The organism is Streptomyces sp. NBC_01775 (genome assembly GCF_035917675.1).
Taxonomy (GTDB): domain Bacteria; phylum Actinomycetota; class Actinomycetes; order Streptomycetales; family Streptomycetaceae; genus Streptomyces.
This window is the reverse complement of record NZ_CP109104.1, coordinates 5,387,580-5,411,783: the sequence shown is the minus strand read 5'-3', so window position 1 is coordinate 5,411,783 and position 24,204 is coordinate 5,387,580. Positions and strand designations below refer to the sequence as shown.

Annotated in this window: 20 protein-coding genes and 3 pseudogenes; 8 read left to right on the top strand and 15 right to left on the bottom strand. The window is 70.3% G+C overall.

Features of this window, described 5'->3' with window-relative positions:
* Positions 1 to 1,251: 1,251 nt before the first annotated feature.
* From OHB04_RS24200 to OHB04_RS24145, 12 genes and pseudogenes are all read right to left on the bottom strand, one after another.
* A complete protein-coding gene (locus tag OHB04_RS24200) occupies positions 1,252 to 1,554 on the bottom strand; it encodes a tyrosine-type recombinase/integrase (RefSeq protein WP_405804107.1) in 303 nt (100 codons plus the stop codon).
* Between the two features lie 25 nt (positions 1,555 to 1,579).
* Positions 1,580 to 1,873, bottom strand: a pseudogene (locus tag OHB04_RS24195) (enolase C-terminal domain-like protein); the annotation flags it as partial.
* A complete protein-coding gene (locus OHB04_RS24190) occupies positions 1,825 to 2,142 on the bottom strand; it encodes a hypothetical protein (protein ID WP_326692873.1) in 318 nt (105 codons plus the stop codon). The pseudogene OHB04_RS24195 and the gene OHB04_RS24190, both read right to left, overlap by 49 nt.
* A gap of 244 nt (positions 2,143 to 2,386) precedes the next feature.
* The gene (locus OHB04_RS24185; RefSeq protein ID WP_326809507.1) at positions 2,387 to 4,201 is read right to left on the bottom strand and encodes a thiamine pyrophosphate-requiring protein; all 1,815 of its coding nucleotides are present in this window, start codon (positions 4,199 to 4,201) and stop codon (positions 2,387 to 2,389) included.
* Between the two features lie 156 nt (positions 4,202 to 4,357).
* The gene (locus OHB04_RS24180) at positions 4,358 to 6,868 is read right to left on the bottom strand and encodes an FAD-binding and (Fe-S)-binding domain-containing protein (protein ID WP_326808288.1); all 2,511 of its coding nucleotides are present in this window, start codon (positions 6,866 to 6,868) and stop codon (positions 4,358 to 4,360) included.
* Between the two features lie 383 nt (positions 6,869 to 7,251).
* Complete coding sequence (locus OHB04_RS24175; RefSeq protein WP_326808287.1) at positions 7,252 to 7,998, bottom strand: maleate cis-trans isomerase family protein; 747 nt, start codon at positions 7,996 to 7,998, stop codon at positions 7,252 to 7,254.
* Between the two features lie 199 nt (positions 7,999 to 8,197).
* Positions 8,198 to 8,411 (bottom strand): annotated as a pseudogene (locus OHB04_RS24170) (SDR family oxidoreductase); the annotation flags it as partial.
* A gap of 78 nt (positions 8,412 to 8,489) precedes the next feature.
* Positions 8,490 to 8,618: an LPFR motif small protein gene (locus tag OHB04_RS24165; RefSeq protein WP_326689751.1), complete on the bottom strand. Its 129-nt coding sequence runs from the start codon at positions 8,616 to 8,618 to the stop codon at positions 8,490 to 8,492.
* 757 nt (positions 8,619 to 9,375) lie between these two features.
* Entirely contained in the window at positions 9,376 to 10,044 is a 669-nt protein-coding gene (locus OHB04_RS24160; RefSeq protein WP_326689749.1) for a hypothetical protein, read from the bottom strand.
* A 117-nt stretch (positions 10,045 to 10,161) separates the two neighbouring features.
* Positions 10,162 to 10,836, bottom strand: a complete 675-nt coding sequence (locus OHB04_RS24155) for an HAD family hydrolase (protein WP_326689748.1) — start codon at positions 10,834 to 10,836, stop codon at positions 10,162 to 10,164.
* A 58-nt stretch (positions 10,837 to 10,894) separates the two neighbouring features.
* Positions 10,895 to 12,385: an aminotransferase class I/II-fold pyridoxal phosphate-dependent enzyme gene (locus OHB04_RS24150; protein WP_326808286.1), complete on the bottom strand. Its 1,491-nt coding sequence runs from the start codon at positions 12,383 to 12,385 to the stop codon at positions 10,895 to 10,897.
* Positions 12,386 to 12,593: 208 nt separating this feature from the next.
* On the bottom strand, positions 12,594 to 13,778 hold the full coding sequence (locus OHB04_RS24145; protein ID WP_326808285.1) for an FUSC family protein: 1,185 nt from the start codon (positions 13,776 to 13,778) through the stop codon (positions 12,594 to 12,596).
* A 779-nt stretch (positions 13,779 to 14,557) separates the two neighbouring features.
* Here OHB04_RS24145 and OHB04_RS24140 point away from each other — a divergent pair.
* The 5 genes and pseudogenes from OHB04_RS24140 (at position 14,558) to OHB04_RS24115 (ending at position 17,975) form a co-directional block, all read left to right on the top strand.
* Entirely contained in the window at positions 14,558 to 14,881 is a 324-nt protein-coding gene (locus OHB04_RS24140) for a plasmid stabilization protein (protein ID WP_326689744.1), read from the top strand.
* Between the two features lie 152 nt (positions 14,882 to 15,033).
* Positions 15,034 to 15,312: pseudogene (locus tag OHB04_RS24135) on the top strand (hypothetical protein); the annotation flags it as partial.
* A 355-nt stretch (positions 15,313 to 15,667) separates the two neighbouring features.
* Positions 15,668 to 16,543: an SDR family oxidoreductase gene (locus OHB04_RS24130; protein WP_326689743.1), complete on the top strand. Its 876-nt coding sequence runs from the start codon at positions 15,668 to 15,670 to the stop codon at positions 16,541 to 16,543.
* Positions 16,544 to 16,891: 348 nt separating this feature from the next.
* The gene (locus OHB04_RS24125) at positions 16,892 to 17,089 is read left to right on the top strand and encodes a hypothetical protein (protein ID WP_326808284.1); all 198 of its coding nucleotides are present in this window, start codon (positions 16,892 to 16,894) and stop codon (positions 17,087 to 17,089) included.
* Between the two features lie 583 nt (positions 17,090 to 17,672).
* Entirely contained in the window at positions 17,673 to 17,975 is a 303-nt protein-coding gene (locus tag OHB04_RS24115; RefSeq protein ID WP_326689741.1) for a hypothetical protein, read from the top strand.
* Positions 17,976 to 18,144: 169 nt separating this feature from the next.
* Here the strand turns inward: OHB04_RS24115 and OHB04_RS24110 are convergent, their stop codons facing one another.
* Positions 18,145 to 18,537, bottom strand: coding sequence for a hypothetical protein (locus OHB04_RS24110; protein WP_326808283.1), 393 nt, complete (start codon positions 18,535 to 18,537; stop codon positions 18,145 to 18,147).
* A gap of 238 nt (positions 18,538 to 18,775) precedes the next feature.
* Between OHB04_RS24110 and OHB04_RS24105 the strand changes: the two genes are divergently transcribed.
* Positions 18,776 to 18,973, top strand: coding sequence for a hypothetical protein (locus OHB04_RS24105; protein ID WP_326689740.1), 198 nt, complete (start codon positions 18,776 to 18,778; stop codon positions 18,971 to 18,973).
* Positions 18,974 to 19,514: 541 nt separating this feature from the next.
* Here OHB04_RS24105 and OHB04_RS24100 read toward each other — a convergent pair.
* A complete protein-coding gene (locus OHB04_RS24100) occupies positions 19,515 to 21,932 on the bottom strand; it encodes an ABC transporter permease (RefSeq protein WP_326808282.1) in 2,418 nt (805 codons plus the stop codon).
* On the bottom strand, positions 21,929 to 22,657 hold the full coding sequence (locus OHB04_RS24095; protein WP_326808281.1) for an ABC transporter ATP-binding protein: 729 nt from the start codon (positions 22,655 to 22,657) through the stop codon (positions 21,929 to 21,931). Before OHB04_RS24095 ends, OHB04_RS24100 begins: the two co-directional genes overlap by 4 nt.
* Before the next feature lie 232 nt (positions 22,658 to 22,889).
* Between OHB04_RS24095 and OHB04_RS24090 the strand changes: the two genes are divergently transcribed.
* Positions 22,890 to 23,858 (top strand): sensor histidine kinase, encoded by a 969-nt coding sequence (locus tag OHB04_RS24090; protein ID WP_326808280.1) that lies wholly within the window; start codon positions 22,890 to 22,892, stop codon positions 23,856 to 23,858.
* Positions 23,855 to 24,184 (top strand): sensor histidine kinase, encoded by a 330-nt coding sequence (locus OHB04_RS24085; protein ID WP_326689736.1) that lies wholly within the window; start codon positions 23,855 to 23,857, stop codon positions 24,182 to 24,184. Before OHB04_RS24090 ends, OHB04_RS24085 begins: the two co-directional genes overlap by 4 nt.
* Positions 24,185 to 24,204: the final 20 nt, after the last annotated feature.

Sequence of the window (24,204 nt, the reverse complement as noted above, 5' to 3'; positions counted from 1 at the left end):
TCTCTACGACTTCAAGGCGGCCCGCTGACGCGGGCCGCGCGCGCTGAGCGGTCCGGGGCCGCCGCCCGCTCATGTCTCCGCCCCGCTCGCGACGGCCCCGGACCGCTCAGCGCGCAGCCCAACGCAGCAACCCGCATGGTCTGCAAGGTAGCTCCTGAACACCTGGGATTCCACGGTTCGGCATACCAGCACGAGCATGACCAGGAGCACGACGCCGATGACCCTGCACCACCGGTCATAGAACACCGGGAAGGCTCGTCCCGCGGCGCCCGGTCTCGTCGCGGTCTGCGGGCCGGTCCTGCCATCCCAAAGTGGCCGGCCGAGGCTTCGCGGAGGCGTCTGCGGGTCAAAGACCAAAAGCGGGAAGCGTGGCTGATGCCGGTGGATGGCTGAGGAGACCACGTGCAGGTGCTCAGGCGTCTGTCCCGCCGTCGTGGCTGACTTTCCCCACTTGAAGCATCAGTGTCACTCGCTGGACAGTCCATGGCCGTTCCGCCTCGAAGCCTCGTTGCCCGGAGCAAACAAGAACAGCGACAACCAGAGCGTCCTGACCCAGGAACGAAACCCCGATCACCCCCAGTGCGCACCAGCATTGACTACCTTGGCGCTAAACCGACCGCGCAGGTGATCCATGCGTCCACGCTCTCATCCGCCAACACCATGCCCCAGCTGCGGGGCAGCAACAGACCGCGTCCTGACCGTGATCGTGCCGACCACCACAGACGAGCAGGAACTCTTCCGCATCACGCACAGCACCACAGAGTCCCTACCCACCTATCTCACCTGCGCCGACTGTCGCCACGAGTGGGGATGGGAAGAAGAGACCAGCATCCCGAAGGATTGACTCGGGCGTTAAGACTCCACTGACCTAGCACCCAGCTCTACGACACAGAGGCGTACAGCAGCGAAGTACAGCAACCACAGCAATCACCAGCGCCCACACCTGGACGCTGCATGCCATTGTCCGGCCCGCATGACCGAAAATGACCGACCCATCTATAGCTACGGATCAGAAGGTTCCTGACATCAACGGCTGACATCAACGATGCCGGACAGGGACGTACACCAGTACCTCTGTCCGGCTGTCGCGCCAGTCGACGGCAGCAGCCGGAGCGGGCGCGGATCGAACTCCTAAAGCGGGTGTCGCAGGTTCGAATCCTGCCGGGGGCACACGACGAAGGGCCAGCTCAGCGGGGTTATCCGCCGGAGCTGGCCCTTCATCGTTTTTGGGGTCGTGCCACACCCGTGCCACTACGCGGGGTCGTCGTCCTCCTCGCGGCTCTGCCGGATCATGGCCCCGAGCCCGTCCGCGATGGCCCGGTCACGGTCGCCGGTCATGTGCTGGTAGATCAGCGCGGCCCGCGAGGTGCTGTGCCCCATCCTGGTCATCAGCTCCCGCGTGCTGGCTCCGGTGTTGGACGCCAGCGTGTTCCCGGTGTGCCGCAGGTCGTGAAAATGGACCTCGGCCGGAAGGCCGGCCGCCTTCAGCGCCTTGACCCAGGTGGCCCGGAAATTGCTGCGCCGCAGCTGTCCGCCCTCCGCAGCGGGTGACATCGGCCTGCAGGCAGTCCACGGCTCCGGCGCTGATCATGTGCCAGAAGTAGGGGAGTACGTAGCCGTACTCGCCTGCGGCCACGTCCGTGGCCACAGCGGTACGGACCTGCGCGAGGCCGGTGAGGTCGTCGGAGGAGACGGGTTCCTCGAACCAGGTCACGCCTTGGTCGGCCGGCCGTGGGGCGAGGCGGATGGCCTGTTTGGCGCTGTAGGCGCCGTTGGCGTCGACATACAGTTCAGCGTCGTCGCCGATGCCGGCCCGGGCGTGAGCTACGCGTTCGCAGTCGCGGGGCTCGTTTTGGGCCCAGTCCTCTCCGATCTTGATCTTGATCCTGTGAATGCCCAGTTCCTGGGTCCAGTCGCGTAGTTGGCGATCTTGCTGCCGCGCCGTATAGGGGGTAAGCCTCCGCTGCCGTAGACAGGAACCTCCGGACGGCATGCGCCCAGTAGACGGGCGAGCGGGAGGCCGACGAGGCGTACTTTGAGGTCCCACAGGGCGATGTCCACGGCGGAGAGGACGCCGGCGATGAGACCGGGGCGGCCCGCATTGCGGACCGCCCGGTGCATCGCCTCGTTGGCCGCGGGCACATCCCACGCGGACCGTCCGGTGACCTGCCCGGCCAGCAGCTGGTCGATGACCTGCGCGGTGGCCGGGGGCCGTAGGTGAAACCGATCCCTGTCGTGTTGCCGCTGCGCACACGGTCCAGGACGAGGGTGGTGGAGTCCCAGGCCAGGGTGCCGTCACCTTCGGCGGTGTCGGTGGGGACGGTGTAGACAACCGTCTCGATCCCTTCGACGACCGGGCCCGCGCGGATGTCCGAGGCGGCGGGCATCAGCCCTCCTGCTTGCCCGGCTGGTTCTTGCCGCTGCCCTTGCCCGGCAGGGCCTCTTGCACCTTGGCCTTGAAGCCCTGCTTGAGCACGCCCGTCCGGCTGCTGTCGCCCTTGATGATCGAGGCCGCGGCGGCCTCGATCTGGTCGAGGGTGGCGTGCGGCGGGATGGGCGGGACGTCCGGGTCGGTGCGGAAGTCGATCACGAAGGGCCGGTCGGCGGCCAGCGCCCGGTGCCAGGCGTCCTCGACGTCGTCGGGCTGGTCCACGCGGACGCCGTCCAGGCCGATGGACCGGGCGAAGTCCGCGTAGGGCACGTCCGGCAGGGCCTGGGAGGGCAGGAACTGCGGGGCTCCGGACATGGCCCGCATCTCCCAGGTGACCTGGTTGAGGTCATGGTTGTTGAACACCGCCACGATCAGCCGCGGGTCCTGCCATTCCGACCAGTACTTCGCGACGGTGATCAGCTCGGCCATGCCGTTCATCTGCATGGCCCCGTCCCCCACCAGCGCCAGCGCCGGCCGCTCGGGGTGGGCGAACTTCGCGCCGATCACATAGGGCACACCCGGGCCCATGGTGGCCAGGGTGCCGGACAGGGAGCCGCGCATCGTCCCCCGGATGCGCAGGTGGCGGGCGTACCAGTTCGCCGCCGAACCGGAATCCGCGGCGAGGATCACGTCCTCGGGCAGCAGCGCGTCCAGGGCGTGGGCGACGTACTCGGGGTTGATGGGATCGGCCTCCACCCTGGCGCGCCGCTCCATCACCTCCCACCAGCGGCCGACATCCTTCTCGATCTTCTCGCGCCAGGCGCCGTGCTTCTTGCGCTCCAGCATGGGAAGCAGCCGCTTGAGCGTCTCGGCCGCGTCCCCGACGAGGTTGACCTCGAACGGGTAGCGCATGCCGACCAGGTGCGGGTCGATATCGATCTGCACCGCGCGCGCCTGGTCCAGCTCCGGCAGGAACTGGGTGTAGGGGAAGCTGGAGCCGATTACCAGCAGAGTGTCGCAGCCCTGCATCAGCTCGTAGGAGGGGCGGCTGCCGAGCAGCCCGATGGAGCCGGTGACATACGGCAGGTCGTCGGGCAGTACATCCTTGCCGAGCAGGGCCTTGGCGACCCCCGCGCCCAGCATGTCGGCCAGCTCCTCGACCTGCGCCCTGGCGCCCCGCGCACCCTGACCGAGCAGGACCGCGACCTTCTCACCCTCGTTGATCACCTGCGCCGCCCGCGCGATCTCGTCCTCCTGGGGGACCGGAGCGTAGTGGGCCATGCCGAGGCTGGAGGGCACCATCTTGAACGCGTGCGTCGGCGGGCTGTAGTCCAGTTCCTGCACGTCCGCGGGGATGATGACGGCGGTGACGGTGCGCCGCCCGTAGGCGGTGCGCATGGCGCGGTCGAGGACGTTGGGCAGCTGCTCGGGGACGGTGACGGTCTCGCAGAAGTCCGAGGCGACATCCTTGTAGAGGCTCGCCAGATCGACCTCCTGCTGGTAAGAGCCGCCCATGGCACTGCGGTTGGTCTGCCCGACGATCGCCACCACGGGGACGCGGTCGAGCTTGGCGTCGTAGAGGCCGTTCAGCAGGTGGATGGCGCCCGGCCCCGAGGTCGCGGCGCACACGCCCACCTTGCCGGTGAACTTGGCGTATCCGACCGCTTCGAAGGCGGCCATCTCCTCGTGCCGGGCCTGGATGAACCGGGGCTCGTTGCCCGCGCGCTCCCAGGCGGCCAGCAGGCCGTTGATGCCGTCGCCGGCGTAGGAGAAGACGTGCTCGACCTCCCACTCGCGCAGCCGCTGGAGAATGTAGTCGGAGACCTTCATCGACACGGGTGATTCCTTTCCTCATGGGGATCCGCAGCTCTCGTGGCCCTGATGCGTCCTGCGGCGGACGGTAGGAGAACGACGCCGGGCCGAAGGGCACGCCACTCGATTTCGGGGTGGAGGTGGCCTCTTTGGGTTAGCCGCCCTGACCGCACGTCATATGCGGCGCCGTAGTACGGAGGCCAGGGCGGCGGCCACCGTGATCCCGGTGCCGAGCACGGCCGCGGTGGCCAGACGGGCGGCGCGCGGGGAGGACGCCGGGCGTTCGGCCAGCTTCTCAGGGTGGTCGGCCGGCAGGGTGCCGTCCAGCCCCAGGGCCAGCGCCTCGGCCAGATGCAGGGCGCGGCGTCCGGTGCCGCCCTGCTCGATCTGCGTCCGGCAGCTGAAGCCGTCCGCGAGGACCACGGCGCCGGGCGGGGCCTCCCGCACCGCGGGGAGGACGCCCTGTTCTCCCACCGCCATGGATACCTCGTGGTGTTCCCGTTCGAAGCCGAAGTTGCCTGCCAGACCGCAGCACCCGGCATCCAGCACATCGGCGTCGATCCCCGCGCGTCGCATCAGCTCACGGTCGGCGTCGTACCGCATCACCGCATGCTGGTGACAGTGCGTCTGGACAGTCGCCGCCCGGGTCAGCGAGGGCGGACGCCAGTCGTCCGGTGCCTCGTTGAGCAGCAGCTCGGAGAAGGTGCGGAACTGCCCGGAGAGTCGCTGTACGTCCTCGTTCTCGGGCAGCAGCTCAGGCGCGTCCGAGCGGAAGACAGCCGTGCACGACGGCTCCAGGCCCACCACCGGAGTGCCGGCCTCGATCCAGGGGCGCAGCACCTCGACGGTGCGGCGCAGTACGCGTTTGGCGGTGTCGAGCTGGCCGGTGGAGATCCACGTCAGCCCGCAGCACACCGCCCGCGTGGGCACCGCCACCTGGAAACCGGCGTCCTCCAGAACCCGGACGGCGGACTTCGCGACGCTGGGATGGAAGTAGGTGTTGAAGGTGTCCGGCCACAGCACCACCGTCCTGGGATCGGCCGGGTCGGGTTCGGGCACCCGTCGTGCGGTCCACCACTGGAGGAAGGACTGACGTGTGAAGACCGGCGCGTCTCGTTCCCGGGCCACACCCGCCAGCGCTTTGCCCGCCCGGGCGAGCCCGGGGGCGTGCAGGAGCGCGTTCACCGCGCGGGGGGCCGACCGCGACAGCCGCGCCCACAGGGGAAGCCAGCCCAGCGAGTAGTGCGCGACCGGGCGCAGCCGGCCGGCGTAGTGGTGGGAGAGGAACTCCGCCTTGTAGGTGGCCATGTCCACCCCGACCGGACAGTCGCTCTTGCAGCCCTTGCAGGCCAGACACAGATCGAGAGCGTCCCTGACCTCGGTGGAGCGCCAGCCGTCGGTGACGACGCAGTCAGCGTGTCCGTTCAGCAGCTCGAACAGCAGCCGGGCCCGGCCGCGTGTGGAGTGCTCCTCCTCACCGGTCGCCCGATACGAGGGGCACATGACTCCGCCGCTGTGGCTGCGGCAGTTCCCGATGCCGACGCACCGCGTCACCGCCCGGGTGAAGGAACCCTCGTCGTCCGGGTAGCCGAAGTGGGTCTCGTGGCCCTCCGGCCGCCACGACGCGCCGAGACGTAGGTGCTGGTCCACCCGGGCGGGCGCCACCAGTTTCCCCGGATTCATCCTGTCCCAGGGGTCGAACAGCGCTTTGACCTCGCCGAACGCTCCGACCAGGGCCTCCAGCTGCTCCGGGGCGCTGTGCTGAAGGATCTTCGGTACCTCGTCGGCCGCCGCGCAGATGTCCTCGTGCCCGAGCACGACCAGGGCCTCGTACGGCGGCACCGGCACCAGGTCCAGCTCGGCGCGCAGCACCGTGACCAGAGTGCCCTCGCTGCCCACCAAGGCCCGGGCCAGGTCGAAGCCGTTCTCCGGCAGGAGGGAGTCCAAGTTGTAGCCCGACACCCGCCGTGGAATGCGCGGAAAGCCCCGCCGGATATCGCCCAGGTAGCGCGAGGCGAGCTCACGCAGCCCCTGGTACACCGCGGCCTTGCGGCCACCTCCCGCGACGATCTCGACCAGCTCGGTCTCGGAGGTCGGCCCGACCCAGCAGCGCATCCCGTCGTAGGTCAGGATCTCCAGCCGCCGGACGTTATCGACCGTCTTACCGTAAGCCTGGGCCGACCCGCCACAGGAGTTGTTACCGATCATGCCGCCCAGCGAACAGTGACTGTGCGTCGACGGCTTCGGCCCGAACATGAGCCGATGGCCGGACAACTGCCGGTTCAGTTCATCCAGCACGATGCCCGGCTCCACCACACACGTCCGCGCCTCGGCATCGACGCAGACGAGCCCGTGGCAGTACTTCGTCCAGTCGAGGACCACGGCCGCGTTGGTCCCCTGCCCACCCAGGCTCGTACCGCCCCCGCGCGAGAGCAGAGGAGCGCCGAACTCCGCGCACACCGCGACGGCCTCGGCCCCCGCCTCCACGTCGTAGGGCACGACCACGCCGATCGGGACCTGACGGTAGTTCGAACCGTCGGTGGAGTAGGCACCCCGGCTGCCCGCGTCGAAACGCACCTCGCCCCGCACCCGCTCGCGAAGCCGCGCCTCCAGAGCGGCGAGGTCGATCTCACCGCGCTCGGCTCCGTCGTCCCGGGCCCGTCGCACCCTGCCATCGGTCTTCATGCGCTGCCTCCTCCCACCGCGAGTGCTCCGCAGCCACCCCTTTATGCGGCCCGGTTATGCCGCCAGGTACCGCCCCGCTGTGGGCCCCGGGCCGCTCCGCTCCAGAGCCGTCGGCCTGCGGGCCTGGGGGAGGGCCAAGGGGTCGGTACTCCCGAGGCGGTACTCGCGAGGAAACCACCGGCCAATTCAGACAATAAGCAACATATCCACGAAGAGAAATGGCTTCGGTCCTCACGAGTGCTCCCGCTCCCGTGCCGCTCGTCGCGGGGGGCAAAGAGGCGCGGAATACAGGACAGGCGGCGCGTCCCGGCGTCGGCGCGGCCTTGCGCGCTGGTCTTGGCCTCCCCGCCTGTCCCGTCCCGCCCGCTCCCCGCCCGAACGGGTTAGGTGTGCGGTCCGGCGGAGAGGAGCCGCTGCCCCGGGCCGCGGGCGCGTCGCCCCACGGCGCCCAGCAGAGCCCAGGCCGTGGCTTGGTTGGCGCTGATCACGGGTTTGCCGAGCCGGTCTTCGAGGCGGGGAAGTGCGTCGTAGGTGGGGAGCGCGGTGCAGCTGATGAACACGGCGTCGGCCCCGGGACGATCTCCGTCGGCGACGCGGTCCAGCACCCGCTGCTCGTCGACGGTGTACACGTCCTCAACCGCGTCGAGGCCCAGCGACGTGAGCGCCACGACGTCGAAACCGCAGGTCTCCAAGTACGCGGACAGCAGACTGTCGACCGGCCTTTGGTAAGGGTGCACGACGGCGGGGCGACGAGCGCCGACGGCACGCAAGGCGTCACGGACCGCGCCGCTGGTCGTCAGCGCCTGCCGCGCGCCGTACGAGGCCATCGCCTCCCGCAACGCCCACTCCCCCGCCTCGCCACCGGCGAAGGTGCACGCGGTGCACAGGTACGCCACAGCCTCTGCCCCGCGCTCCAGGAGTTCGTGGACCGGCCCTCGCAGCAGACCCGGCTCACCCAGGCGTGAGACGAGTTCCTCATTGCTGCTGTAAGCGACCTCCTCCGTAAAGGTCAGCGTGCACCGCACCTCCGGCGGGAACCACCGGCGCAGTTCCTCCTCGCGCAGGAAGTCGAACGAAGCGACCACGCCCACGTGCCGCCTCGTCGCGGTGCCCGGGCCGCGCAGACGCATGGCGCCGGTGGACGGAGCGGCCGGCCTCACAGCCGCTCGGCGGCCCCCGCCGCCCATGGGCCGCCCCCGGCAGAGCCGAGCATCCGAGCAGCCACCGTCGCCGCGCCGAGGCGCAGGAATTCAGCCGGGTGCTTCACCATACGTCCGCTCCTGAGCGTTCTTGTCGGGCCTGAGAGCGTCACCTGGTTCGCAGTTCCCGGACAGGGGTGCCGCTGCCGAATTGTGTGGTGTCGGGGAGGGTCGGCGGGGGTCAGCGGGGTCCACACCGGCCCGGGGGCGACGGCGTTGACGCGGATGCCCCGCTCGGCGAGAACGCGGGCCAGCCCCTGGATGAAGGTGACGCTCGCGCCCTTGGTCATGGCGTAGTCCAGCAGGGGCGGCTCGGGCTGGTATGCCTCCACGGCGGTGGTGTCGCACGCGAGGGCGACCGCCCGGCGGTCGGCCGGGGCAGGAGCGGGCAGCAGCGGCCGACGTGAACACGCCCCGGGGGCTCAGTGCCGCCCGTGCGCGCTGTCGGAAGCTCCGCCAAAGAGGCGGGCAATGGCGTGGAAGGGCAGAGTGACGACGGTGGCGACGGCTCCGCCGATCGAGCGCAATATGTCAGCGATGGCTTTGAGCATGGCTGCACCTCTCTTGAGTACGCGACAGCGGGAGGGCTCACGCTCACCAGCCCTCCCGTAGGGGATCAGCCGGGTGTCCCGGCGCCCCGGCCCGAAACACCCGGACGTCTTCGACGTCACGAGGTCCTCGTTGGCACGGACCGCATATCCGTACCGGCATCGATCTGCTCAGCAGACCACCCCGCCTGCGCCCCCGGGCGCGGGAGGGGCACGTCGTTTCGCCACGGGGTCCGACGGGCACCGCGGGTCTCTCGTGAACGACGCACGCGACGCCACTGCCGCTGACGGTACGGGGACGCGCGTACGCGCTGGTCCTCGATCCCGGGGACGCGCACCGCATCCTGTGCGAGACGCCCGAGCCCTTCTCCCCCGCCACGCTGGAAAAGCGCGGCGCGCTGGGCCAGTTCCAGCCGCACGGGGTGCTCCTCTCCGGCGGCCGGGAGCGCGAGTGGCACCGGGAGTTCGCCGAGAAGGTACTGGAGACCCCCCCCAGCCGCTGCACGGGCTGCCGGCCGGCTGACCGGCGTCGTGCGCGAGGAGGTCGCGCAGCCGCTCGGCGAGTGCGAGCGCTCCGGCCGGCTGGTGTGGGAGGACTTCGACGCCGTCGCGAGGGGCTCACTCATGTGGGAACTTCGGGCGCCGTTCCGGGGAGAGGCCACGGGGCTGCGGCGTAGACCCGGTGGACGGCGCACACCCGGTGGACGGTGAGCTGTCCACCGTGAGCCGTTCAGCGCGGTCGTCGGCCGCCCGTGCGGCCTTACGCCTCGCCCTCGTCCACGTTCCCGCCCTCGCCCTCGCCCTCGCCCACGTTCCGGATGGCCTCTTCTTCGGCGGAGAGTCCTCCCGTGCCGGTCTGGCGGCCGTACACGTCCTGGCGGCGCGGGGGCATCGGCTCGACGTCCTCGTGCAGCCGCCCCGCCGGTTCACTGGGAGTGCCGGAGACCGCCTCGGCCACCGTCTCCTCCGGCTCCTCCTCGGCGAGCCGCTCCTCCAGGGACTCGCCCTCGTGCAGTTCGGCGGGGGTCGGCGCGGCCAGAGTGGGCGCTGTGGGACTGTCACCGGGGACCGGTTGCTGCTGCGGGTCGCTGGAGCGCTCCTGCTCGGGCGTACCGTCCTGAAGATCGGGAATGCCCTCCTCCTCGGGATCCCCGCCCGGATCGGAAGGCCCCGCCCACCCACTCGCGCCCTCCGGGACAGGAGCCACAAAAGAGCTGTCCGGACCCTCGCCCTCCACGCCCCCCACACGCGGCGGCGGATCCACCTCCACAGGCGGCGTCCAAGGACCCCGCGCCACCCGCTCACCGGGCTCGGCGCCCTCCACAGGGCCCTCGCCCAGCTCCGCGGCGTCATCGGTGCTGACGTCCCCGGTACCGCGCGAGTCCTCGGCGTCCTGGGCGCGCAGGTCGTCGCCGCTCTCTCCCGTCATGGGGGCCTCCTCTCGCTTCGGGCCGCCGGGTACCCAGGGGGCGCGGCCCGTACGCAGTGATCCCCGGTGGTAACCGCCCGCCCGGACAGAACTTCGACCGAAGCATTCGGCTCGCGCTCAGCCCTCCCGCTCCAGCCGGGCGAAGGCGCTCCCGTCGAGACCGGCCAGCAGGTCGGCGGGGTTCGCGTACACCTGCTGGGCACCCGCCTCCTCCAGATCGGCGCGGGGGATGCCGCCGGAGAGGACCGCCAGGGGCGTGACCCCGGCGCGGGAGGCGGCGCGCATGTCCCACACGGCGTCGCCGACGAACACGGTCTGTTCCCGCGCCGCCCCGGCCAGCTGCCTGGCCTGGTCGACGGGGCCGGGCGCGGGCTTGCCCTCGGAGACGTCGTCGGCGCTCGAAGTGCCGGAGATGACGGCGTCCGCGTCAAGCGCCCGGCGCAGTGCCTCCAGCTCGGAGCCCTGGGCCGAGGTGGCCAGTACGATCCGCCAGCCGCGACCGTGCAACGTATACAGCAGGTCGCGGGCGCCCTCCAGCGCGCTCAGCCGCTCGTGACAGGTGCCGTACAGCGTCTTGTGCGCGGCGCTGATCGACGCGTCCCGGCTGTGGTCGCGCCCGGTGCCGAGCACGTGGTCGAGCAGGTCACCGGCGCCGAGCCCCACGGCGCCGTGGAGCGCCGCTGTCGGCACCGTGTGTCCGGCCTGCCGCAACGCCTCCCACCAGGCGTTCACGTGCAGATAGGTGGTGTCGGTGAGAGTTCCGTCGACGTCGAAGAGCGCGGCGCGCGGCATGGAGTCTCCTTCCTCCTCGGTGCTGGCCCAGCGGAATCCGGAAGTGACAGCCTCGCGGTCAGTCGTCCGCCGGCGGGACCGGTCGGTCCTCGATGAGCACCCGGATGGTGTCCAGGTCGGTGGAGGCGGCGTCCGGGAGGTTCATGCCCGCCTCCACCCCGCTGCGCAGATAGCGTACGACCGTGTCGGTGAGGCGCTCGCCCGGGAGCACGACCGGGATGCCGGGCGGGTAAGGGGTGATCATCTCGGCGGCGATCCGCCCGGTCGCCTCGCTCGCGGGGACGTCCTCGACGCCCCCGAAGTAGGCGTCCCGGGGCAGGCACGCCTGCTCCATGCGCAGCGCCGAGGAGGCGGGCAGGGAAATGGTGGGGGCCTTGGGGAACTCATGGGCGCGGGCGGCCAGTTCGCGTACGGCGTCGATGAGCACACCCGCCGTTTCCTGATCGTCGGCGTGTGTGAGCTGGGTGTTGATCCTGCGGTGGTCGCTGATATGCACGTCGATGTGGTGGTGCTCGCGCATCCAGTCGGCGGCCTGATAGCCGGTGACCGGCAGCTGGGAGAGGTCCATGACGATGGGCAGCGGGTCCAGGTCGGCGGCCCTGCCCTCGCCGGTGAAGTCCTCGCGGCCGTTGACGTGGACGCCTTCCACGGCCTCAAGCCGCTCCCTGACCTCGGCCGCCAGTTCCAGTGCGTGCCCCAGCAGTTCGCGGCCGTGCAGCGCCATCTGGCGGCGCCAGCCGTCCATGCCCGCGTAGAGGAGCACGCTGGGGCTGGTGGTGCCCAGCAGGTCGGCACGCTGGGCGAGGACGGCGGGGTCGATGTGCGGGCCCTGGAGGTGGAAGACGGAGCCCTGCTCCAGTCCGCTGCCCATCTTGTGGATGCTGGTGACGCACACGTCGGCGCCCGCGTCCATGGCCCAGGTGGGCAGGTCGGGATGGAAGGGCAGGTGCGCGCCCCATGCCTCGTCGACGATGACGGGCCTGCCCCTGCGGTGGCAGACCTCGGCGATGCCGGACAGGTCGGCGCAGGTGCCGTAGGGGGTGGGGCTGGTGACCAGCGCGCCGCGTGCGTCCGGATGCTCGGCGAACGCCGCCTCGAAGGACGCGGCGGAGGGGGCGTGCGCGAGCTTCCGCTCGTCGTCCCACTGGGGCTCGACCCACACCGGGCGGATGCCGGACAGGACGAGCCCGGAGACCACGGCCTTGTGCGCGTCCCTGCCGACCAGCAGCTTCTCGTGCGGGCCCGCGACCGCGAGCATCGCGGACTTCACCGACAGGGAGCTGCCGCAGGTGGAGAAAAAGGTGTGCTCGGCGTGGACAGCGTCGGCCATCAGGTGTTCGGCGCGCTGGAGGACGCCGCCGCGGGTGCGCCGGTCATCCAGCCCGCCGGAGGCCAGTACGTCGCCGTGGAAGACGGCGTCGCCCAGCACCTGGCGCACGCGCGGATCGGCGCCCCTCGCCTGCTTGTGTCCCGGCGGCGTGAACGGCAGCTCTCCCGCCTTCTGATATCGGGCCAGCGCCTCCAGCACCGGTGCGGCATCGTGATCCATGTGTCCCGGGGTGCCCCGGCACAGCGGAAAGGAACCAGCCTTTTCCTATCCGGCCGCCGCGCCCATCGGCCTTCCCGGGCGCCCGCTCATCCGGCCCCGCGCGCGGCGCGAGCAGCTTGGCGTGCTCGTACCGGCGGCCAGTACACAGCGGGAGGAGGACTTGCCGGTCAGTCGGTACCCCGTCGCCGGATGCGGCGCCGTCCGGTCTTCATCGTGCCTGTTCACGCGCGGTGCGCGCAGACTGTTCTGTTTCGCGCTGCTCTGTTTCGCGGGCGGAGTGGTGGAGGACATCGCAGGAGTGCTGGGCTTCGTCCATCAGCCGGGTCGCTTCAACGAGGAGGATGCCGTACGGCCTGGAAGGATCGCCCAGCGGGAGTGCGGTGTCCCGGGCCCGTTCGAGCAGCTGCCTGTGCTTGTCCCGTGCGGCCTCGGCACAGGCGCACGCCTGGGCCGTCTGCCGGGCGAGACGCTTGAGGTCGATCTCGCTGAACCGGCGAATGATCTGGGCGAGTGCGTCCAGCATGTCTGCGTAGTGCGCCAGGAATTCGCGGCACTCTTCGCCGTCCTCCTCCTGCGGCCACTGGTGAAGCGTGCGTGTCATCGACGCCACCTGGTAGGTGACGCGTTCAAGGGCGTCGGCCACCTCCTGGTAGCCGGAGAAGTCCTGGTCCCGCAAAGGCCCGGGCAGATGCCGGCGGGGGTTGTAGTGCCGGCTCTCCCACGCCGTGAGGAGGGCCGAGCGGCTGTGGCCGACGGTGGTGCCCAAAGCTGCGGCCCGCTGCCGCCAGCCCTCGGTGTTCTCTTCGCCCAGGTCGCCCTCCCGCAGGACCGGCGGGATGTCGCTGAGCAGGTCGCACAGGGAGTGCGACAGGGTCCGGATACCGTTCTCCGCGCTGCGGTAGCGGACCGGGGGCAGAATGGTGAGATTGATCAGCACACCGATTCCACAGCCGATCCCCACGAGGGCGAGGATCTGGCTGAGCTGTTCGACGCGTTGCAGGTTCCCGGTCGAGGAGGTGTAGGTGGAGAACGCGAAGAACGCCGCGGTCGCCACCTGGACGCCCTGGGAGCCCAGGCGCCGCCAACGGCTGATGACCAGGGCGATCAGGGCTACCAGGACGAACGTCAGAAGGTCGGGCCCGGCCAGGAAGCCCAAGCCGGCCTGGACGAACACTCCCGCGCAGACGGCCGCCCCGTACCGCAGGGCCTGCAGCAGCGACTGGTAGACGGTCACCTGCATGATCAGCACGGCCGAGAACGGCGCGAACGCCGGCGTCAGCGCCCCCATGAGGTCGTGAGCGATGTACCAGCAGACGCTGGCCGCCAGGGCGCTCTTGCCGATCAGCTCGACGGTCTGCCGCTCAAGCCCCCCGGCCCCCTTCGCACGCCGCACCCATCCTCGCGCCCGCGTCCACCGGCCGCGCGACGCCGTCCTCCGACCGTCGTCCTGAGACACGCCCGCTCCTCCACTTCTCCTGCCCGAGTCCCGCGACCGGATGCCCTCCCCGGGCCACAGGTCCACCCCGGGATTTATCGATGGCATGTCCGAGTGCCCCACTTTTCACGAAAGAGCGGGAAGCACCTCGGTTCCATACCGGCAGGCTCACGGCACGCGACCCCGCCCGGAGTCAGGCTGTGAAGATGCGGGTCCGGAAAGTTTCGTCAGCGCGTCGGTGTCGGCACGGTCGCAGTCGAAGTTCACCGGCCGACGAACCTCTCGTCGGTGGCGGCAAGAGGCAGGACCCGCATGGTGGCCCGGTAGGACTGCCCTGGGCGCGGGGAGCTGACGATGCCAAGAGCCGGGGACGGGGGCGTGTGTGGTCGTCCAGCGCCAGTAGGGGGCGCACGTGTGCACAGCGGGCGTCGGGGCATGGACCTCGGCCGGCACGACCGGCGAAGTACGCGCGCACGCGGCCCGTATGCTCCGCGGCCAGCTGACAGCTCGTCCACGGCGAGCCGTCACCGGCGGCGGACCCGCTCGGCGAAGGAACAGCGGCGCTGCGCACGCTGACCACTCCTGCCCTGGTCGGCGTCGGTGAAGACGACATGTTGCGCGTAACGGCGAACAGCTGTGGCACCCGTAGGCCCCACACCCTGGAAACAGCGGTCGCCGATCCGAATCCGATACGCAAATATTGAGAATCAGGACAAATGGAGCGATGAGGAGGGATCATGCCTGCGGGTTCCAATGCGAAGCGCGAGCGGCAGTACGAGCACATCAAGAAGGGCGCTGAGGAGCAGGGCACGTCCACGCGAAGGGCGAAGGAGATCGCCTCGCGGACGGTGAACAAGGAACGGGCCCAGACCGGCGAGGCCAAGAGCGCGAGCCGGACCTCGGTCCGGGACAAGCCGGCACCCAAGAGGGGCGGCGAACGTTCGCACACCGGCCCTCAGGGCCCCACCCGCGAGCAGCTCTACAACGAGGCACGCCAACGGGGCGTCAAGGGCCGCTCCCGGATGAACAAGAAGCAGCTACAGCGCGCCTTGGGCCGCTGACCCCGCCACGGCGCTGCGGCACCCAGCCGCTAAGCCCGGCAGGGCAGACGGTCGGCCGTTTTCCGTCACCGGATGCGCGTATTGACGGGCTCTTGGGAGGTTCAGGGTGAAGGTTGTCTACGTCTCCTACCCCGGACACGAGGGGGCCGGCAATGATGTCGTGCGGACGCCGCCAGTGCACTGACGACAGTGCGCTGGGACTTCGCCCGTTCCTCACCGAGCAGGGGCACCGGTTGACCGGGACGACCGAGACCGGCGAGAGCCTCGATGAGAAGCTAGCCGACGCGGAGGTGCTGGTCACCACGCCTTTCTGGCCGGTGTACCTGAGCCGGGGGCGCATCGAGCGGGCACGGCACCTCAAGGCCGTCATCACGGCCGGGATCGGCTCCGACCACATCGACGGGGACGTCGCGCGCGAGCTCGGCATCACGGTCGCCGAGGCCGGGGCCAAGGCCCACGACCTCGAAGGCAAGACGGTGGGGACCGTCGGCCTCGGCGCCATCGGCGCCCGCACGCATCTGGCTCGGTGGGCAGTCGCGATGGGCGCGCGCCGCCTACGACGCCGCACTTGGCACCATCCGTCTCGACACCGGTTCGCAGTCGGCACCCCACCACGCCGCCCACGACCGCCAATACATTGCCAGCTTCCCCGCACGACCGGTCCCGTGGGCTCGCCCCATGTCCACGGCGCGAATCTCGGAATGACGGCTGCGGCTTGCGGACGAGCCGGCGGCTTCCCGCCGACGGCTGCCGGCGAAGACAGGCACCAAACTCAAGGGAGAAACCGTGAGCAGCGAACAGCGGGCCGGAGAACACCCCGAGCCGGAGTATCCGCAGCAGCAGCAGACCCATCCCGGGGACACGGAGGAGATGACGCCTCGTCCCGACCACGGCGAGGACACCTACCGAGGAAGTGGACGGCTCTCGGGTCGCCGTGCCCTGATCACGGGCGGTGACTCGGGCATCGGGCGTGCCGTCGCACTCGCCTACGCACGCGAAGGAGCCGACGTCGCCTTCGCCCACTTGCCCGAAGAGGAACTGGAGGCGGCCGAGACCGTCCGCCTGGTGGAGGACGCCGGCCGCCGGGCGGTCGCCGTCGCATGCGACATACGCGCGGAGGACGAGTGCCGCCGCCTCGTCGGGGCCGCGGTGGCGGAGTTCGGCCGCATCGACGTGCTCGTCAACAATGCCGCCTACCAGATGGCCCAGCCGAACGGCATCGACGACATCACCGCCGAGCAGCTCGACCGGGTGGTCAAGACCAACCTCTACGGCATGTTCTGGACCACCCAGCAGGCGCTGCCGCACATCCCGGAGGGCGGCTGTGTCATCAACACCACCTCCGTGCAGGCATACCAGCCCAAGCCTCATCTGCTGGACTACGCCATGACGAAGGGCGCGATCGTCACCTTCACCCAGGGCCTGGCCCGCAATCTCGCCGACCGGGGCATCCGCGTCAACGCCGTCGCCCCCGGACCGGTGTGGACCCCCCTGATCCCCGCGACCCTCCCCGACACCACACAATTCGGCGCCAACACCCTGTTCGGCCGACCCGCACAGCCCGCGGAACTCGCCCCCGCCTACGTCTACCTCGCCTCCGAAGACGCCCGCTTCATCACCGCGGAGATCCTCAACGCCACCGGCGGCACACCACTCCCATAAACAGGACAGAGCAGCCATTGCCATCACCGCCCGCACGCACCGAGCCGGACGGTCCGCGCCGGCCGACCGTCCTGTCGGCCGGTGAAGGAACCTGCGCTCCGTTCCAGCGTCGCGTCGTCGGAGCCCCCGCCAGGCGATCCTCCTGACGGGACCATTTTCGAACGCTCGCCGAGGGCCCAACCCGCCTATCCGCCTCAGCGAGCTCCTGCTCCGAGGACGCAGCGGCTGCCCTTCCGCAGCCTGCCCCCGGCCCCGCCCCCCCTCTGGCTGAGTCGGCTGCGCAGGGCCGGGAACTCACGTTCCTCGTACTCGGCATGGTCGCTCACCGACTGCTCGAACTCCGCGATCATGGTGTGGAACTTCTCGCTGCTCAAGTCGAGGGAGCGCACCAAGATGGGCAAGCGGCTCCTGGCGGTGGAGAAGGCCGCACCCACCCACCCGCACCCCAGCGCGGCGGGCTCGACCGCCATGCAGTGGGCGACGGGCCCGTTCGCCTCTGTCCTGGACCGCGCTCGGGACGCCGTCTCCTCCAGTTCCAGCCGCTGAGAGTCCGGCCGGCCCAAGGGCCGCCCGCCTCGCCCGGGGCTCCTCAGCCCTGGGCGTTCACTCGCCCGGGGGCGAGGCCGGGTGTCTCACTGGTGAGCGGAGCCTGCTCCCGCTGTCCGGGCCGCACAGGAGGTGGGATGCCAGGACAGTTTGGGCCAGGCGTCGTGGTGGTGCGGTCCTCCTCACGCTCGGGGCCTGCAGCACGCCGTCCGAGCGGCGCGAGGGCGTCACCGCGGAAGCGGTGCGGTTCGAGCGGGCACTGGAGACCGGACAGCATGCACGACTGTGCTCGGCCCTGGCACCCTCCTCCCGCGAGGTAGAGCTGGCCGCGCCTGAGCTGCGTCTGCTGGCGGACGTACAGGACACGGTTTCCAGGTCCACGTCCGATCAGCGAAGCCCCACGATCTCGCCGCGCCGGAGGCCCATCGTGACGGCCAGGGCGAACGCGGCGTAGAGCGGATCCTTGCGGGCAGGACAGCCGGGGCAAGACGCAACGGAGGCAGGAACTCCCCCGCGTACCGGCTGGCGCGAGCACGCGTCGCTGGGCACACTGAAGCCCCAGCGGGAGCCAGAGGGGGAATCGATGTGGTGGACCGGCTGGGGAATCCTGGCTTTCGTCATCGTGTGCGTACCGGCGATCCTCGGCCAGGAAGCCTGGGGTGAGTCAGGCCAGAGCGTAGGAACGATCGTCGGCGGCATCCTGCTCTGGTTCATCGGTAACTACATGAACCGCGACGTGCTCTACGTGCACCCCAAAGGGAACGAATATCTCCCTCGTAACCGGCACACCTTCTACTCGATCCCCGTCCAGTATTTGAGCGTGCCGGTGGTTCTGTGGGGTATCGGCGCCTGGATCTTCTGGGTCTTTCGACTGCTGCCCGAGTGACTCCGGCAGTTCGCCGTTCTCAACCTCAGAGCCTCTGGCCCCGTAGTTCGCAACGAAATGTTCAAGCGTGCCCGCGGCGTGCCCGTTAGGTGGGTAAATCACGGTCGTCACGGGGTGGTTCAGCCGGACGACGTCGGTCTCTTACGAGCTGTGTGGGCAGACCAACCCCTCAATTGCCGCCAAGGGCCGCGTGATTCCCAGGCTCAGGACCAGATGTCGGGGTGGGCAGCCGTACTCCCGTACAGGCGACGAGTGCTTGAGCATGTTCGGTGAAGAAGAGCATGAAGGCCCAGAAATGGTGGCTGGTACTGATCTGCCCCAGCGCGACGGAGCGGTCGTACTCCTCCGCGAGTCGTGTGACCGCTTCTTCGAGCCCGAGCGTCTCTTGCCCGGTACGGCGTGTGTGCCGAAGCCGGCGTTCGTAGACCCGGGCCAGCGACCGGGCCGGGACGGCTCCGTCCCGGACGACGAAGTGCCCACCATCCCGGAGCGCGGCTCTTGCAGCCTCAGCGGCCTCGGAGCCCTCCACCGCAAGCAGCCGGTCGAGCCCTTCACGATCCACTGTCCTCACCCCTCGTGATTCAGGTGTACAGCACGGAAGTACGGCAACCAGCCCGACCGCGCAGACCAACACCACATGCTGGAGCCCGCCCGGCACCCCGTACAGACCTCACCAACTTCCTCCCCCGCCCGTAGTTCGGGGCGAGGAGGTCTCCAGCACGAGGTCTCCAGCACGAGGTCGCCAGCACGAGGTCGCCGCACGAGGTCGCCAGCACCTTGGCGAGCCCTACCGTGGGGAGGTGCGCAACGACCGACACGATGAACCGCTTTCCACTGATGAACTGGAGCTGTTCTTGCAGTACCTCCACCGCTTCGCACGGCACGATGTCGATCTGTTCGCCCTCCTGGAGGCGGGCGATCCTGCCTACCCCTGCTTCGTGACGCTCAGCCGCGACCCCGTTCCCGGCATCGACCCGACCGCCTACCGTCGGCCGTGACGCAGCTTCACGGTGTCGCGTGACATCTACAGCTGCCATCAACGACTGACATCAACAACGGCAGACACCAGCGTTCTTGCGCAGCCGTACACATCAGTGCAAGCTCCACAGCGGGCGACCGCTGGGGCCACCCGATCGAACCCCTGAAGCTGATGGCTCCGGTTCGGCGGCTCCCGTCTCGTGGGAGAACGAGGCGTCCGCTTCGCCCAGTCAGGATGCCTCGGCCTCGCCGAGCAGGTCCCGAAAAGCGCACTCGGCTTCCCCGCACTCGCCGGGGGGAACCTCCTTCCCCCGCCGGGGCGCCCTCCCGGTGGACCTCTCGATGATCGGCGCCGAACGCCGCGACGCGGCACGGGCGGTGGCCCGTGGCAGCGCGGCGCTCCGGCTCGCGCAGCGGTCGGGCTCGGGCTTCGTCGTCCGTGGACTCCAAACGCCGCGGGCCGATCCGCGTTCCCACAGCCGTGATCGCCGTGCGGCCAGGCAGCTTGCGTTTGGCGGACGCTACTCCGTTGGCGGACGCTACTCGGTTGGCGGACGGACGCTACTCGGTGCGCAGTGCCGTGGCCGTACGTGCCCTGGCCGCCCAGGCGGCCGGGATCAGCGCGCCCAGCACCGCGATCACGACCCCGCCCAGGCCCAGCAGGAGCAGCTCGGCAGGCTCGTACACGTCGATGACCGGCGGCGGCATGCTGGTGCCTACCGCGTGGCCCATCAGCGGCATGACGAGGCCGTGCAGCGCGTACCCCGTCGGTACGCCGATCAGCCCGCCGGCCACGCCGATCGCGGCCACCGAGGCGAGCACGAGGTTCATGGTCTGCCGCGGCGACATGCCGATCCCCTTGCAGACGCCCAGGTCGTGGACGCGTTCCCGGGTGTCCAGGACCACGGAGTTGAGTACGCCGAGCCCGGCCACGCAGATCAGCATCGCAGTGAGCAGCACCGCCATCGCGGACATGATGAGGATGACGCCCTCCTGCCCCGAGGAGGCGTTGGTCGTCGCGTCGCCACCCAGGGGCTGTACGGCTGCGGCGATCTTCTGGGCGTACGCGTCGGCGGAGACGCCCGGCTTCACCTCGACGAGGAAGGAGGCGGGCTCGGCCGACGCGAAGTTGGCCATGGCCATGTGGATTTCCAGCTTGCTGCCCGAGGTGTCGAAGGACTCGCCCACGATCCGCAGGTTCGCGGTCTCCTTCTCGTAGGTCACCCGCACCGTGTCGCCGACCTCGGCGCTGGTCCTTTCCAGGAAGCGCGTGGGTACCACGACCTGGCCCTTACCGGTGATCCAGTGCCCGGAAATCATCTCGTAGCCGCCGGAGCGCGATTCGCCCTCGTAGAGGCTGGCCTGGACCGCGCCGGAGACCCCGGCCACGGCGACCTCGGTCCGGTCCTTGCCGTAGTACGACCCCGTACCCGTCTGCGCGGTGATGGCGGCCCGCGCCTTCGCGGGGTCGGCAGCCCTTGGTTGGGGCGTATGCGTCGCGCTGTCGCCTGTGGGAGACGGGCTTGCCGCGCTCTCCCCCGCGGGAGGAGGCGGAGGGGGTGCGAGGGTGTTCGGCTTGGTGGTCGTGACCGTGACCGCGGCGCGGCTCTCGGTGTTCTGCGAGGTGCCGATCTCCGTCAGGGACGAGGTCAGCCCCACCGCGAAGGTGGCCGCGACCGTGCCGAACGCCACAGCGAGCAGCATGGCGAGGGTACGGACCGGATGTGTGAAGGGGGTGGCGAGACCGTACGTCACCGGTCGCGGCAACGGCAGCAGCCCCATCACCCGGTGCGCCCACTGGCCGCGCCCCGTGCGCGGCGACCGGCCGACCGCGATGGCCTCGACCGTACGCAGCCTCCCGGCCCGCAGCGCCGGGATCAGCGCCGCGAGCCCCACGATGACCAGGGCGGCGGCCGGCACCGTGACGTCCACCCACCAGGCCACCGAGAGCGAGACGGTGCCGTAGACCTCCGCGGTGTCCGCCAGCAGCGGCACTGCCAGGAGGTTTCCCAGGACGACCCCCAAGGCGATGCCCGCGCCGGCCGGGATCAGCGCCTGGGCCACGTAGGCGCGTACGACCTCACGTGGGGTGAAGCCGATGGCCTTGAGGATGCCGATTCTGCGCAGGCTGGTGCCGACCGCACCGCTGATCACGCTGCTGACGATGATCACCGACATCACGATGCCGAGCACGCCGAACGCCATCACGAACGGGACGGTCGCCGCCGCGCCTTGATCAGCGGCGCGCTTGGTGTCCAGCCAGGACTGGGTGCCCAGCAGCGCGCCGGGTCCTACGGATGCGGCCAGCTTCTTGCGGTCGGCGAGGATCTGCCCCTTCGTGCTCGCGGAGTCGAAGCGGTAGAGCATCTGGCGCGTGACCGGCCCGCCCTCCTCGGCCAGTGCACCGACCTGTGCGGGGGTCGTCCACGCGTCGGCGGTCCTGCTGGCCGACACGGCGAAGCCGACGACCGAAAGGGTGGGGGCGTTCTTGGCATGCGCAGCCTTCAGGGGAGCGCCGATCCCGATGGCGGGTCCTTCGAACGACGCGTCGAGCACGATCTCGCCCGGCTTCCGCGGCCAGCGGCCGGACTTCAGATCGACGCGGTCCACGTCGCCGTCCGGGCTCGGCCGCCCGGCCAGGGTCAGCGTCGGCATGCGGAAACCGGATCGATCCACCGGGCGGAACGCCGTGGACGGGTAAGGGCCCGCGCTCGCGGTGACACCGGCCAGCTTCCCGGTCTTCGCCACCTGTGTCCCGCTCGCCTTGTCCGGGTCGAACTGTGCGGTGATGTGCGCACCCCGCTGCTCGCCGAAGGCGTGGTCGAACGGTGCGGCTGCGGCGACCATCAGCGACCCGGCGACCACGGCCGAGGCCACCGCCATCATCGTGGCCACGGCGATCACCACTGTCTGTACCCGCCGCCGCCCCACCCCGGAACGTACGACCCGGCCGAGTGCGCCGGTACCGAGCAGGCTCATCGCACGGCCTGCGAAGCCTGCGCGGCCTGCGCGGCCTGCGCGCCCTGCCCGGACGAGTCGAGGGCGACGTGACCGTCGACCAGGTGCACCGTGCGGCTCGCGCACGCCTTCGCCAGCGCCAGGTCATGCGTCACCAGCACGATGGTCTGTCCGCCGCGGTGCAGGTCCAGCAGCAGATCGCGGACATCGTGGCCCGAGGCGGTGTCGAGCGCGCCGGTGGGCTCGTCGGCGAGCAACAGCGCGGGACGGTTGACCAACGCGCGTGCGACCGCCACCCGTTGCCGCTCGCCTCCGGACAACCGGCCCGGGTAGGCGCGGGCGTGCTTGTGGATGCCCAGCATCTGCATGAGTTCACTCGCGCGGGCCGACGCTTTGCGACGGCCCGCGCCGCTCAACTGCGCCGGAAGCTGGATGTTGTCCGTGACGGTCAGGTCGTCGAGAAGATTGAAGAACTGGAAGACCATGCCGACGTGCGCGCGACGGAAGCGGGCGAGGGCGTGCTCGCTCAACTGGTCGATCCGCCGCCCGTCCACGAGCACGGCGCCATCGGTCGGCTTGTCCAAGCCGGCGACGAGGTTCAGCAGCGTGGACTTGCCGCTGCCGGAGGGGCCCGTCACGGCAAGGGCCTCGCCCTTGGCGACGCTGAGCGTGAGCGGTCCGAGCGCCGGTGTGCCGACGCTGCCGTAGCGCTTCGCCACACCCTCCAGTTCGATCACTTGAGGCATACGTGTTGTCCGTCCTTACGGTCGCGAGAGGCACATGGCACATGGCCGGCCTGGTCCGGACTTGGAACCTAGGGACTGCCACGCACGGAGCGCGTCCGCCACGGAACCAACTTCGGGCCGTCCGAGCGGAGGACCTGGTCGCGGAGTCCTACCTCAGAAGTACGCCGCTGGGGCAACGCTCCGGCCGGACAGACGGACGCGGGCTGCACGAGGAGCTCAGCACAATGGCCGGATGGAGACGGCAGACCGGCGTAGTCGGCATGAGCAGTTCATCGAGGCGCTACGCCCGGAGGCGAAAGCCGCCCCGGTGTCCCGGCGCGCGATGCGCGCTGATGTGGCGCTGGCGGTCGTACTGACCGTCGTCGCCCTGTACGTGACGGTGCGCTATCCCGGGGACGGACCGGTGCACATCAACCCGGAAGCCGACGTGGGGGCCGGGGTCCCGCCCCCGCCCTCGCTGCCCGACCCTGGTCGGGCGCCCGTGGAGGAAGAGCCCTCCTCCGTGCCATGGGCCCTGGTGGTCCTGTCGGCACTGCCGCTGGCTGCCCGGCGCCGGTACCCGCTGGTTCAGTTCGCGGTGGTGCTGAGCGCGGCACTGGCCATCGGCGGCTCCGCCTCCTGGATCACCGTCCTGGCCTGTGTCATCGGTGCCTACAGCGCCGTCGTGTACAGCCGTTACCGGATAGCGGCCATCGGCGTCCTGGTGATCGCCGCCGCGCTGTCCGGCTTCGCGTTCCGCAACGCCGACCCCGTGCTCCCCGGATGGTCCAGCCCGGGATTCGTGCTCCTGGTGGCCGGCATGCTGGCCAGCCTCGTCCGCTTCCTGCAACTGCGGCTCGCCTCCAGCCGGGACCGGGTCACAGAACTCCAGGAGGCTCAGGAGGAGGCCACGCGCCGTGCCGTCGAGGAGGAGCGCGCCCGCATCGCAGCCGAACTGCACGACGTGGTGACCCACAACGTGAGCGTGATGGTGATCCAGGCCGGTGCGGCCCGCAAGGTGATGGATGTCGTGCCCGAGCAGTCGAAGGAGGCGCTGCTGGCCGTCGAGGCGGGCGGCCGGGCCGCCATGGCCGAACTGCGCCATGTGATGGGCCTGTTGGCGGCCTCGGACCACGAGAGGCCCGACGGCCTGGAGCCCCAGCCCGGCCCGCCCGGCTCGACGCGCTCGTCGCACGAGTGCGCGCCGCCGGTACGCCCGTGAACGTCGAGGTGTCGCTGCCGCCGGACCCGCTGCCACCAGGAGTGGACCTCGCGGCGTACCGCGTCGTACAGGAGGCACTGACCAACACGGTCAAACACGCACGCGGCGCACAGGCGGCCGTCACCATCGGCTACACCGATGACACGCTACAGATCGAGGTGACCGACACCGGCGGCGCCGAGGACTCCCCGCCGGTGGCGGGCAACGGCCGCGGCCACATGGGGCTGCGTGAGCGGCTGGCCGTCTACCAGGGCGAGCTGGCAGCCGGACCGACGAACGAGGGCGGCTACCGGGTCACGGCCCGCATCCCACGGAGCACCATATGAAGAGCGACCAGCCACCGCTG